This is a genomic window from Pseudomonas sp. BCRC 81390 (assembly GCF_030341915.1).
GTDB lineage: Bacteria > Pseudomonadota > Gammaproteobacteria > Pseudomonadales > Pseudomonadaceae > Aquipseudomonas.
The window spans coordinates 33,603-46,037 of sequence record NZ_JATAAG010000033.1 but is presented as its reverse complement, the minus strand read 5'-3'; the positions used below and the strand labels follow the sequence as shown (position 1 = coordinate 46,037).

The following is a 12,435-nucleotide window of genomic DNA, read 5'->3' as shown; positions in this document are numbered from 1 at the left end:
TGTCGCGATGGGGCGCGTAGCGGCCCCTGCAATCTCAGCGGCGATGCCAAGATCCTGGGGCCGCTTCGCGCCCCATCGCGACACAAGGCCGCTCCTACAAGCACACCAGCCAGCCTTAGTAGTAGGCGTTTTCTTTCTGGCTGTGGTCAGTCACGTCGCGTACGCCCTTCAGCTCGGGAATGCGCTCGAGCAGGGTGCGCTCGATGCCTTCCTTCAAGGTTACGTCGGCCTGGCCGCAACCCTGGCAACCACCGCCGAACTGCAGCACGGCGATGCCGTCGTCGACCACGTCCACCAGGCTCACCTGACCGCCGTGGCTGGCCAGGCCGGGGTTGATCTCGGTCTGCAGGTAGTAATTGATGCGCTCGTTGATCGGGCTGTCTTCGTTGACCATCGGCACCTTGGCATTCGGCGCCTTGATGGTCAGCTGGCCGCCCATGCGGTCGGTGGCGTAGTCGACCAGCGCGTCTTCCAGGAACGGCACGCTGACGGCATCCAGGTAAGCGGTGAAGCTCTTCAGGCCCACGGCGGTGTCGTCAGGCTTCTCTTCGCCCGGCTTGCAGTAGGCGATACAGGTTTCGGCGTACTGGGTGCCTGGCTGGGTGATGAAAATGCGAATGCCGATGCCAGGCGTATTCTGCTTGGAAAGCAGATCGGCCAGGTAGTCATGGGCGGCGTCGGTAATGGTTATAGCGCTCATGTAGGTTCCTCACAGACTTGCGGCCAAGTGTACGCCAACCCGGCCTTCGAACAAAGTCCTAGTATTTGACTCGGGAAAGCGCATATTCAGGGGCTGGCTCCCGTGGCGCCGCCAGCCAGGCCTGCATGCGCCGGTACAGGCCGCGCTCCAGCCAGCGGTAGCTGCACCACGACATTAGTCCAATGGACGGCACGCACAGAGCGAATACCAGATACGGGTTCAGTTGCAGGCGCTGGCTGGCGAACCAGCCGGCGTACAGCACCAGCACATGAACCAGGTACACCGAATACGAACAATCGCCCAGGGCCTTGAGCAGCCGGTTGCCACGGAACTGCGGCTCCAGGGCGACGAAGGCCAGCACGATCATTGCGCTCGGCACCCCCCAGTTGAGCAGCCGCCGGGAAGCGTCCAGGTAATAGATGGCCAGACTCGCCAGCACCAGCAACAGCAACGGCAACCCGCGGGCATGGCGGATCAGCCCGCTGCGGTGCAGCACGCCCAGACCGATGCCGAGCAGGAACTCATAGATGATCGGGTTGTTGTAGAAACGGCTGAGCACGCCCAGCCGGCCCAGCACTTCACTGGCCAGCAGCAGCGCAGCGGTAGCCAGCAGTTGGTGATGGCGCTGGCGCACCAGGAAGGCCAGGCCGAACAGCAAGTAGAAGAACATTTCGAAGTTCAGCGTCCAGCCCACGTTCAGGGTCGGGTACAAGCCGTAGCCACCCGGGTTTTCCGCCGGGATGAACAACAGCGACAGCCACAGGTGCTGCCAGGTGAACGCCTGGTGCGGCATCCATTGACTGAAAGCGAGCAGCAGCGTGGCCATCAGCGCCGTGTAGAACCAATAGGCCGGGACGATGCGCAACACCCGGTTGAGCAGGAACTGGCGCGGTTCGATGGCTTTGTCACGGGTCGACAGGTAAATGACCAGCCCGCTGATGACGAAGAAGATGTCGACGCCAACAGCGCCACGGTCAGTGAGCAGTTGGCCAACGGGGCCGGTGGCATGGAAGTCGAAGAAGATCTGCATGAAATGGTGGCAGACCACCACCCAGGCGGCGAACGCCCGCAGTGCCTGAAGCGAATACAGCATGGAATACCCTGCAATTGCCGGTGCATTGAGGCCCGGCGAGCTGCACAGCAGCCCCCGGACCACCCGGCATTTCCGACCGCAGGGTATGCGCAAAGGTCAGCCCGCCCGATCAGAGGTTCTCGTAGCGATTCATGTCCAGCACCCCCGATTCGACCGGCTCGGTCTCCTTGATGAAGCTGTTCAGGTCATGGAAATAGCGCCAGAACCCGGGGTGGCTGCGACGCACACCCCAGCGCATGACGATACGCTCGAAGCGGGCGGTATCATCCCTGGCGTACTCCATGTCCTCGACGAACTCCGGCACATCGCCGGCCGGGATGTTGAAGATGAAGTTCGGGTAGCTGCTGAGCACGCCCGGGTACAGGGTCAGGGTGTCCAGGCCCGGCTGGTAGCGGTACGCCTCACCCAGCAGGAAAGCCACGTTGCTGTGCGCGCGGTTGCGCAGCAGGCTGTACACCTGACGCTGGCCACCCTGCCCTTCGATGCGCAGCAGGGTCGCCTCGGGCAGCTGGTTGATCACCTTCAACCCGGCAGCCAGGCGCGACACCAGGCGGCTGAGCGACTGTTCGACATTGCGGAACTCTTCACTCATCTGTGGCCGAGAGCAGTACGCGCCCTGGCAACGGTTGATCGGGTCCGGCGCGGCATTCAGGCTGCCGGTGCGCTGCAACAGCTTCAGGCCAAAGTCGCGCTTGGGGTCGCGCGGGTCGAGCTTGATGCCTGTTGGGGTGTCGGTGTCGATGTCCTCGTAGTCCATCCACATCTTCACCTTGCCGCTATTCTGGTACCAGTCGCCGAGGATCGCCTTGCGCTGGTTCGCGGGCATCAGGCGCAGGAAGTTGACTTCGGCGCCGTTACGGATCAGGTCGAAGTAGAGGCGCGTCTGCAACTGGTGCGAAACATTGCCGAACACGTCGAAGTTGACCGCCAACTGGTAATAGGTACGCTCGAACAGTGGGTAGTCGAACAGCCACACGGTCAGCGGTACATCGCCGACCAGGCCCTTGGTCACCGAGGCGCTGTCGAAGTGGCGGAAGATACTCAGCAGCGCATTGTCGTTGCCGGCCCACAACGTCGCCCAACCCGGCGCCGGCATGTCGGCATAGGCTTCACGGCGCAGTTTTTCGTACTCGTTGCGCTTGTCGCGGTAGGCGTGCCACAGGCTCAGCACACTGCCCACGTCATCGATCTGCCCGGGCATGGCCAGCAGCGGCGTTGCCTCGCCCCGGTACTGGGCATCGGTGATATAGCGATCGTGGGCCGGCTCCTGGAACAATGCCCAGAAGTTGTCGCGGATCACATCGGTGGCGATCTGCCCGCGGCACACCGGGCCGCGGATGAAGGTGCGCACGAAGTACTCGGCGTTATCCAGCATGAATTGGTAGCGCGCCACCGCCGGGATCGCCTCGAAGGTTTCGAACGGGTTGGCCCGATGGCGCGGCCCGTAGCCTGGCAGCGCGGTGGCATGCCAGTCGCCGGCGTAGAACAGCTGCTTGACCCGTTTGAGCTTCTGCGGCCCCATCGGGTAGGTGATGTGGGTCTTGTGCACGATCACGCCCTGCACCGGGATCAGGCGGTAATAGAAGTCGGTGCCCGGCGGGTCGTTGGGGCGGCGCGTGGCGATCAGGTCGACCGGCTGCCCGCTCGGCGTGCGCGAGCGCACCCACTGGAAGAAGTGGCCCTGCTCGCCTCCGGCGAAGTAGATGTGGGCCAGGAACAGGTGTTCGTACAGCCAGCGTCCGACCAGCGCCTCGGTGGAGCCGGGGCGGTTGAGCAGTTCTTCCCATTCGGCGATCTGCGTGGCTTCGATCGCGCTTGGCTTGATTGGCTGGTACTCGACCGGCGCACCGGCAGCCAGCCAGCGGCGCAGGGTGTCGTATTCCTTGTCAGTCAGGCCGGTCACCGCCAGCGGCATGCCCTCCTTGGGGTGGGCGCCGGCATAAGCGTCGAACTCCTCGGGCAAAGGGCACATATTGTTGCGGTTCAGGCCCAGGACGATTTCTTCTGGCAGCTTGGCGTTGGGCGTAAGCGGGGTCTTGTGCCCCAACTCCAGCATGCGTGCCATCAGCGCGGCCTGGCTGCCCTGGCTGTCGAGGACCGAATAGAAGCCCTTCTTGCGCCACTCGCCCTCGCTGAGGGCGTCGTAGAACAACCGCGTGGTGGGCACCGCCCTGCTGCGCTCGCCCTGGTAGACCGGGACCTTGGTCGCACCGCGCACGGCGCCCTCGGGGCTTTCCAGCTTCAGCTGGCAAGCGGCATCGTTGCAGGCATGGCAGGCCACGCATTTCTCGGTGAAGATCGGTTGGATATCCCGGGTATAGGAAATAGCCGGGCTCGATTGGGGGGCTTGCGCGAACGCCACGCTGCTGATCAACAGCGCGAAAGCGGCGGCAAGGATACGATGCACCATGTGCGAAAAGTCCTGGGTGTAGAAAGCCATCACGTTTTGCCTGGTCGTCCTTGGATGCACCGCTTGCAGACGCCCGCCAACATGAGCAGTTTTCATGCAAATGGGCGACATGCCTAAAAACCGCGCAGCTTTGTTATGATTCGGCACCTTCTGAAATTTGCCCGACCAGGTAGTTCCTATGTCCGACCGTAGCGCTCGTCTCCAAGCACTCCAGAACGCACTCCAGCAGCGCATCCTGATCCTCGACGGCGGCATGGGTACTATGATCCAAAGCTACCGGCTCGAGGAACACGACTATCGTGGCACGCGCTTCGCCGATTGGCCAAGCGATGTCAAAGGTAACAACGACCTGCTGCTGCTCAGCCGCCCCGATGTGATTGCAGCTATCGAGAAGGCCTACCTGGATGCCGGGGCCGATATCCTCGAAACCAACACCTTCAACGCCACGCAGATTTCCCAGGCCGATTACGGCATGGAGGCGCTGGTCTACGAACTGAACGTCGAGGGCGCGCGCATCGCCCGCCAGGTGGCCGACGCCAAGACCCTGGAAACCCCGGACAAGCCGCGCTTCGTCGCCGGGGTGCTCGGCCCGACCAGCCGCACCTGCTCGATTTCCCCGGACGTCAACGACCCTGGCTACCGCAACGTCACCTTCGACGAACTGGTGGCCAACTACATCGAGGCCACCCGCGGCCTGATCGAGGGCGGCGCCGACCTGCTGCTGATCGAGACCATCTTCGACACCCTCAACGCCAAGGCGGCGATCTTCGCCGTGCAGCAGGTGTTCGAAGAAGACGGCATCGAACTGCCGATCATGATCTCCGGCACCATCACCGACGCCTCCGGCCGCACGCTGTCGGGGCAGACCACCGAGGCGTTCTGGAACTCGGTTCGCCATGCCAAGCCGATTTCCGTGGGCCTGAACTGCGCGCTTGGCGCCAAGGACCTGCGCCCGTACCTGGAAGAGCTGGCGACCAAGGCCGACACCCACGTCTCGGCCCACCCCAATGCGGGCCTGCCGAACGCCTTCGGCGAGTACGACGAGACTCCGGCAGAAATGGCCGCCGTGGTCGAGGAATTCGCCGCCAGCGGCTTCCTCAACATCATCGGTGGTTGCTGCGGCACCACCCCAGGGCACATCCAGGCCATCGCCGAGGCGGTGGCCAAGTACCCGCCGCGCAAGATTCCACAAATCGCCAAGGCCTGTCGCCTGTCGGGCCTGGAACCGTTCACCATCGACCGCCAGTCGCTGTTCGTCAACGTCGGCGAGCGTACCAACATCACCGGCTCCGCCAAGTTCGCCCGGCTGATCCGTGAAGAGAACTACACCGAAGCCCTGGAAGTCGCCCTGCAGCAGGTCGAGGCCGGGGCCCAGGTGATCGATATCAACATGGACGAAGGGATGCTCGACTCCCAGGCCGCCATGGTCCGCTTCCTCAACCTGATCGCTGGCGAGCCCGATATCTCGCGCGTGCCGATCATGATCGACTCGTCCAAGTGGGAAGTGATCGAAGCCGGCCTGAAGTGCATCCAGGGCAAGGGCATCGTCAACTCGATTTCCATGAAGGAAGGCGTCGAACAGTTCAAGCACCATGCCCGCCTGTGCAAGCGCTATGGCGCCGCTGTGGTGGTGATGGCGTTCGACGAGGTCGGCCAGGCCGATACCGCCGCACGCAAGAAGGAAATCTGCCAGCGCAGCTATGACATCCTGGTCAACGAAGTGGGCTTCCCGCCGGAAGACATCATCTTCGACCCGAACATCTTCGCCGTCGCCACCGGTATCGAGGAGCACAACAACTACGCCGTCGATTTCATCGAGGCCTGTGCCTACATCCGCGACCACCTGCCGTACGCACTGAGTTCGGGCGGCGTGTCCAACGTGTCGTTCTCGTTCCGTGGCAACAACCCGGTGCGTGAAGCGATCCACTCGGTGTTCCTGTACCACGCGATCCAGAACGGCCTGACCATGGGTATCGTCAACGCCGGCCAGCTGGAAATCTACGACGAGATCCCCGCCGAGCTGCGGGAAAAGGTCGAGGACGTCGTGCTCAACCGCACCGCGCATGGCACCGATGCACTGCTGGCCATCGCCGACGACTACAAGGGCGGCGGCGCAACCCGTGAAGTGGAAAACGAAGAGTGGCGCTCGCTGCCGGTGGAAAAACGCCTGGAGCACGCGCTGGTGAAAGGCATCACCGCGTTCATCGTCGAAGATACCGAGGAATGCCGCCAGCAATGCGCGCGCCCCATCGAAGTGATCGAAGGCCCGCTGATGAGCGGCATGAACGTGGTCGGCGACCTGTTCGGTGCGGGCAAGATGTTCCTGCCGCAGGTGGTCAAGTCGGCTCGCGTGATGAAGCAGGCGGTAGCCCACCTGATTCCGTTCATCGAAGCCGAGAAAGGCGACAAGCCGGAGGCCAAGGGCAAGATCCTGATGGCCACGGTAAAAGGCGACGTGCACGACATCGGCAAGAACATCGTCGGCGTGGTGCTGGGCTGCAACGGCTATGACATCGTCGACCTTGGCGTGATGGTGCCGGCCGAGAAGATCCTGCAAACCGCCCGCGAGCAGAAATGCGACATCATCGGCCTGTCCGGCCTGATCACGCCGTCCCTCGACGAGATGGTCCACGTGGCCCGCGAAATGCAGCGCCAGGGCTTCAACCTGCCGTTGATGATCGGCGGCGCCACCACCTCCAAGGCGCACACCGCCGTCAAGATCGAACCCAAGTACAGCAACGATGCGGTGGTCTATGTCACCGACGCTTCGCGTGCCGTGGGCGTTGCCACCCAGTTGCTGTCCAAGGAGCTGAAAGCGGGCTTCGTCGAGAAGACCCGCGAGGAATACGAGCAAGTGCGCGAGCGCACGGCCAACCGCAGTGCCCGCACCGAACGCCTGAGCTACGCCCAGGCCATTGCAGCCAAGCCGCAATACGACTGGGCCAGCTATCAACCGGCAGTGCCCTCCTTCACCGGCGTCAAGGTGCTGGAGAACATCGACCTGCGCACCCTGGCCGAATACATCGACTGGACGCCGTTCTTCATTTCCTGGGACCTGGCCGGCAAGTTCCCGCGGATTCTCACCGACGAGGTGGTGGGCGAGGCGGCCACGGCGCTGTACCAGGATGCGCGCGAGATGCTCGACAAGCTGATCGATGAAAAGCTGATCAGCGCCCGTGCGGTGTTCGGCTTCTGGCCGGCCAACCAGGTGGCCGATGACGATATCGAAGTGTACGGCGACGACGGCCAGGCCCTGGCTACCCTGCATCACCTGCGCCAGCAGACCATCAAGCCGGACGGCAAGCCCAACTGGTCGCTGGCCGACTTCGTCGCGCCGAAGGCCAGCGGCGTCACCGATTATGTCGGCGGCTTCATCACCACCGCCGGCATCGGTGCCGAGGAAGTGGCCAAGGCCTATCAGGACAAGGGTGACGACTACAGCTCGATCATGGTCAAGGCCCTGGCTGACCGCCTGGCCGAAGCCTGCGCCGAATGGCTGCACGAGCAGGTGCGCAAGGAACACTGGGGCTATGCCCGCGACGAGCACCTCGACAACGAGGCGCTGATCAAGGAGCAGTACCGCGGCATTCGCCCGGCACCGGGCTACCCGGCCTGCCCGGACCACACCGAGAAGGAGACCCTGTTCCGCCTGCTGGACGGCACGGCCATCGGCGAAACCGGACCGAGCGGCGTGTTCCTCACCGACCACTTCGCGATGTTCCCGGCGGCGGCCGTCAGCGGCTGGTATTTTGCCCACCCGCAGGCGCAGTACTTTGCCGTGGGCAAGGTCGACCGCGACCAGATCGAGAACTACAGCGCACGCAAAGGCCAGGACATCAGCGTGAGTGAGCGTTGGCTGGCGCCCAACCTCGGCTACGACAGCTGAATCGACGTCGGCTTCTTCGCGGTGACCCGCGAAGAAGCCGGCGATGCCAACCCCGCTTGATTGCCTACACTGTCCGTGATTGCCTCTGCTTTTCCCAGGAGCCACCATGGACGATTCCAGCCAGGGCAAACCCCCAACCTTCTGGCAGATGCTGCACAGCATTCTCGCTGCCGCCTTCGGCGTACAAAGCGGCAAGAACCGCGCCCGCGACTTCACCCACGGCAAGGCCAGCCATTTCATTGCACTGGGGACGCTGTTCACCTTGGTGTTCATCGCGGTGCTGATCGGCCTGGTGCAGTTGGCCCTGCACCTTGCTCGCTAGCTTGTGCCGGCCTCTTCGCGGGTAAACCCGCTCCCACAGGGACATCCCAGTTCTCAAGGCCTGTGCAGTACCTGTGGGAGCGGGTTTACCCGCGAAAGGGCCGGAGCAGGCAAGATAAAGACGCCTGCGGGGTTCCCTCCCGCAGGCGTCTTGGCTGGATCATGGTCTTGAAACAAGTCTACTGGTGGCTGACCCAATACACGGCGGTGACCACCACCAGGACGATCAGGCAAAGGATCGCCCAGGCATCGACACTGCTGTCAGCTTTACGGACCTTGGTTGAGTTTCCCATTGCATTGCCTCTTGTAGTGGTTATGGGAATGCACTTCACACCAGCAGTTAAGACGAGCAATGCCCTTCGCTCAAGCAGGGTCTTTCAATAATCGATCGGCGACAGCAGAAACGGGTACTGGTAGCTGGCCGGACGCCCTTCGGCGCTGTACTGCTGGAAATCGACACCGTAGTCGGCCCGTTCCTGCAGTCGCAGCCAGTGCTTTGCCTTGGCCTGGTCGATCAGCTGCAGCACCGGCACGCTGTGCTCGCGCAGGCCGTCGCGGTTCACCGGCAACCCCTGGGCGTCATCGTGCAGCAGCACCATGGCCCAACCGCCGAGGGTGAAATGCCCGCCCATCAGTACGCTCAGGCGCCCGTCGATACGCGCGCGCAAGGCCTCGGGCGAAGCGTTGACGGCACCGAACAGCACGTCACGCCCCGGTTGGCGGCCTGCCTGTTCAAATGCCTGCATGGCGCCAAAGGCCATCTCGTCATTGGCCGCCCACACCAGGCGCGTGGCCGGGTAGCGCTCCAGCAGTTGCCGCGCCTGCTCATAGGCACGCTGACGGTTCCAGCCGCCATACACCACCTGGCGCAGGCGCACCTGGGGATGATCGGCCAAGGCCCGACGCATGCCCTCTACACGCAACTGCGAGGCCGGTGTGGTCTTGACCCCGGCGAAGGCCACCAGGTCCACCGGCCCGCTGTCACGGGGCAGTTGCGCGGCCATCTGCTGCAGCATCTGGAAGCCGGCCTGCTCGTCGTTGCTGACCAAGGTACCCAGGGGCTCGGCATACTTGTCGGGCTGGGCCTCGATACTCATTGCCTGGCTGGCGGTCAGGCCGTTGTTGACCAGGAACAGCTTGACCCCGGTGCCGCGCGACAGGCGCATGATTTCCGGGGCTACATACTGCTCGTTGACCAACACCAGGTAGTCTGGCCGCTGCGGCCCGCCCAGGATCGCCCTCGCGCGGCTCAGTGCCAGGTCGGCACGGCGCTCGCTGTACTCCACGCGCAAGGTCATGCCCAGCTCGTCTGCGGCGGCCTGCATGAACCGGGTATAACTCGTCCAGAACGTCTCGGAGGACAACCCTGGGTTGAGAAATACCACCGAAGCCGGTTGCGCAGTGGCCGTCAACGGCAAGACAAGACACAAGCTTTGGCACAACGCCTTGAGCATGGGGAGAAAACCCTGCGAAGCAAACAGCGGATTATAAACGCCGGGCCACAGCCAGCGCACAAATGGCAGTCAATCTCACATAGTCCGTTTGGTTCTTTTCATATGCAAAAACATCACTTTAGCGCATAAACGCAACCTGCTATCGTTCCCCGGCTCCGAACCGGAGTGCGCGGCCGTGCGCGCGAATAGCTGCATGCCTGAGACAGGACTTTTATGTACGTATACGACGAGTACGATCAGCGGATCATCGAGGACCGCGTCAAGCAGTTCCGTGATCAGACCCGCCGCTACCTGGCCGGGGAACTGAGCGAAGAAGAATTCCGCCCTCTGCGCCTGCAGAACGGCCTTTACATCCAACGTTTCGCACCGATGCTGCGTGTCGCCGTGCCGTACGGCCAGTTGAACGCCCGCCAGGTCCGCACCCTGGCCAAGATCGCCCGCGATTACGACAAGGGCTACGCCCACATCTCCACCCGGCAGAACGTACAGTTCAACTGGCCGGCGCTGGAAGACGTCCCGGACATCCTCGCCGAGCTGGCCACCGTGCAGATGCATGCGATCCAGACCAGCGGCAACTGCCTGCGCAACACCACCACCGACCAGTTCGCCGGTGTCGCTGCAGACGAAATCATCGACCCGCGCCCATGGTGTGAAATCGTCCGCCAGTGGACCACCTTCCACCCGGAATTCGCCTACCTGCCGCGCAAGTTCAAGATTGCCATCAACGGCTCGCAGGAAGACCGCGCCGCCATCGAGGTGCACGACATCGGCCTGGAGCCGGTGCGCAATGCCGCTGGCGAACTGGGCTTCCGCGTCCTGGTCGGCGGCGGCTTGGGCCGTACGCCGGTAGTCGGCTCGTTCATCAACGAGTTCCTGCCCTGGCAGGACCTGATCAGCTACCTCGATGCCATCCTGCGTGTGTACAACCGTTACGGGCGCCGTGACAACAAGTACAAGGCGCGCATCAAGATCCTGGTCAAGGCCCTCACCCCGGAAGTGTTCGCCGAGAAGGTCGAGGCCGAAATGGTCCACCTGCGCGGCGGCAGCACCACCCTGACCGAAGCCGAAGTCCAGCGCGTTTCGCGGCACTTCGTCGACCCGGACTACCTGGCCCTGGACAACGTCGACTACAGCGCCCTGGATGCCGAATACCCAGGCTTTGCCCGTTGGCGTTCGCGCAACACCCGCGCCCACAAGCGCCCGGGCTACGTGGCCGTGACCCTGTCGCTGAAGCCCACCGGCGTTGCCCCGGGCGACCTGACCGACAAGCAGCTGGACGCTGTGGCCGACCTGGCCGAGCGCTACAGCTTCGGCTTCCTGCGTACCTCTCACGAGCAGAACATCATTCTTGCCGACGTCGAGCAGCGCCAGCTGCACGCGCTGTGGCTGGAGCTGCGCGAAGCCGGCTTCGCCACCCCGAACATCGGCCTGCTGACCGACATCATCTGCTGCCCGGGTGGTGACTACTGCTCGCTGGCCAACGCCAAGTCGATCCCGATCGCCGAATCCATCCAGCGCCGCTTCGACGACCTGGACTACCTGTTCGACATCGGCGAGATCGACCTGAACATTTCCGGCTGCATGAACGCCTGCGGCCACCACCACGTGGGCCATATCGGCATTCTCGGCGTGGACAAGAAGGGCGAGGAGTTCTACCAGGTATCGCTGGGCGGCAATGCCGCGCGTGGCGCGAGCCTGGGCAAGATTCTCGGCCCGTCCTTCGCCCAGGACGACATGGCCGATGTGATCGAGAAGCTGATCGCCGTGTACGTCGAGCAACGTACCGAGGAAGAGCGTTTCATCGACACCTACCAGCGTATCGGCATCGACCCCTTCAAGGAACGCGTCTATGCAGCGAATCATTAAGAACAACCAGATCGTCGACGAAACCTGGCACTTGCTGCCCAAGGACACCTCGTTCGACGAGCTGACCAACTGCGACGACTACATCGTCCCGCTGCAGATGTGGCGCGACCATGCCCATGCACTGAAAGCCCGCGACGGTGGCCTGGGTGTGTGGCTGGACAGTGACGAAGAAGCGGAAGAAATCGGCGAGGACGTGCAACACTTCCAGGTCATCGCGCTGAACTTCCCGGCCTTCACCGACGGGCGCAGCTACTCCAATGCACGCCTGCTGCGTGACCGCTATGGCTACAAGGGCGAGCTGCGTGCGATTGGTGACGTGCTGCGCGACCAGCTGTTCTTCATGGCCCGCTGCGGCTTCGATGCGTTCGCCATCCGTGCCGACAAGGACCCGGAAGACGCGCTGCAAAGCCTGAAAGACTTCTCGGTGACCTACCAGGCCGCCGCCGACGAGCCGCTGCCGCTGTTCCGCCGCCGCTGATCGTCCCCGGCTGTACCAGACGGCCCGCCTTCCTGGCGGGCCGTTGCGTTTCAGTGCCAGCATTCCCCAGGCCACAGTCACAGCACAACCGCCTATTCTTGCATCCCAGTCAAAGGACCTTGGCCGCGCCCCACCTTAATCAATCCGCTACAAACCCGCACACTGCTCCCCACATGAAGAGCGATCGAACCGGGCGCACAGGCCCGGTCCGGCCCCACCTCACTCAC

At 63.2% G+C, this 12,435-nt stretch carries 8 protein-coding genes; 4 read left to right on the top strand and 4 right to left on the bottom strand.

Annotated elements, in window-relative coordinates; all coding sequences use genetic code 11:
* Nucleotides 1-115 precede the first annotated feature (115 nt).
* The 3 genes from nfuA to QSV36_RS12495 all read right to left on the bottom strand — a co-directional run bounded on the left by nfuA (nt 116) and on the right by QSV36_RS12495 (nt 4,203).
* On the bottom strand, nt 116-700 hold the full coding sequence (gene nfuA, locus QSV36_RS12505) for a Fe-S biogenesis protein NfuA (RefSeq protein ID WP_003250416.1): 585 nt from the start codon (nt 698-700) through the stop codon (nt 116-118).
* Nucleotides 701-758: 58 nt separating this feature from the next.
* On the bottom strand, nt 759-1,793 hold the full coding sequence (locus QSV36_RS12500) for an acyltransferase family protein (protein ID WP_289131939.1): 1,035 nt from the start codon (nt 1,791-1,793) through the stop codon (nt 759-761).
* A 109-nt stretch (nt 1,794-1,902) separates the two neighbouring features.
* Nucleotides 1,903-4,203, bottom strand: coding sequence for a fatty acid cis/trans isomerase (locus tag QSV36_RS12495; RefSeq protein WP_289132094.1), 2,301 nt, complete (start codon nt 4,201-4,203; stop codon nt 1,903-1,905).
* Nucleotides 4,204-4,381: 178 nt separating this feature from the next.
* Between QSV36_RS12495 and metH the strand changes: the two genes are divergently transcribed.
* The gene (gene metH, locus QSV36_RS12490; RefSeq protein WP_289131937.1) at nt 4,382-8,089 is read left to right on the top strand and encodes a methionine synthase; all 3,708 of its coding nucleotides are present in this window, start codon (nt 4,382-4,384) and stop codon (nt 8,087-8,089) included.
* 106 nt (nt 8,090-8,195) lie between these two features.
* Nucleotides 8,196-8,411, top strand: a complete 216-nt coding sequence (locus QSV36_RS12485; protein WP_003256398.1) for a DUF2970 domain-containing protein — start codon at nt 8,196-8,198, stop codon at nt 8,409-8,411.
* Between the two features lie 376 nt (nt 8,412-8,787).
* On the opposite strand, the gene QSV36_RS12480 is transcribed toward QSV36_RS12485, so the two are convergent.
* Nucleotides 8,788-9,864, bottom strand: coding sequence for an ABC transporter substrate-binding protein (locus QSV36_RS12480; RefSeq protein WP_289131934.1), 1,077 nt, complete (start codon nt 9,862-9,864; stop codon nt 8,788-8,790).
* Nucleotides 9,865-10,077: 213 nt separating this feature from the next.
* Here QSV36_RS12480 and QSV36_RS12475 point away from each other — a divergent pair, with 213 nt between their 5' ends.
* Together QSV36_RS12475 and QSV36_RS12470 are read left to right on the top strand one after the other, a co-directional pair.
* Nucleotides 10,078-11,730, top strand: coding sequence for a nitrite/sulfite reductase (locus tag QSV36_RS12475; RefSeq protein ID WP_186675760.1), 1,653 nt, complete (start codon nt 10,078-10,080; stop codon nt 11,728-11,730).
* Nucleotides 11,714-12,208: a DUF934 domain-containing protein gene (locus QSV36_RS12470; RefSeq protein WP_225777209.1), complete on the top strand. Its 495-nt coding sequence runs from the start codon at nt 11,714-11,716 to the stop codon at nt 12,206-12,208. Before QSV36_RS12475 ends, QSV36_RS12470 begins: the two co-directional genes overlap by 17 nt.
* Nucleotides 12,209-12,435 lie beyond the last annotated feature (227 nt).

Coding starts and splice junctions, on each gene's coding strand:
- QSV36_RS12480 (WP_289131934.1), bottom strand. CDS start 9,864: ATGCTCAAGGCGTTGTGCCAAAGCTTGTGTCTTGTCTTGCCGTTGACG.
- QSV36_RS12475 (WP_186675760.1), top strand. CDS start 10,078: ATGTACGTATACGACGAGTACGATCAGCGGATCATCGAGGACCGCGTC.
- metH (WP_289131937.1), top strand. CDS start 4,382: ATGTCCGACCGTAGCGCTCGTCTCCAAGCACTCCAGAACGCACTCCAG.
- nfuA (WP_003250416.1), bottom strand. CDS start 700: ATGAGCGCTATAACCATTACCGACGCCGCCCATGACTACCTGGCCGAT.
- QSV36_RS12470 (WP_225777209.1), top strand. CDS start 11,714: ATGCAGCGAATCATTAAGAACAACCAGATCGTCGACGAAACCTGGCAC.
- QSV36_RS12495 (WP_289132094.1), bottom strand. CDS start 4,203: ATGGTGCATCGTATCCTTGCCGCCGCTTTCGCGCTGTTGATCAGCAGC.
- QSV36_RS12500 (WP_289131939.1), bottom strand. CDS start 1,793: ATGCTGTATTCGCTTCAGGCACTGCGGGCGTTCGCCGCCTGGGTGGTG.
- QSV36_RS12485 (WP_003256398.1), top strand. CDS start 8,196: ATGGACGATTCCAGCCAGGGCAAACCCCCAACCTTCTGGCAGATGCTG.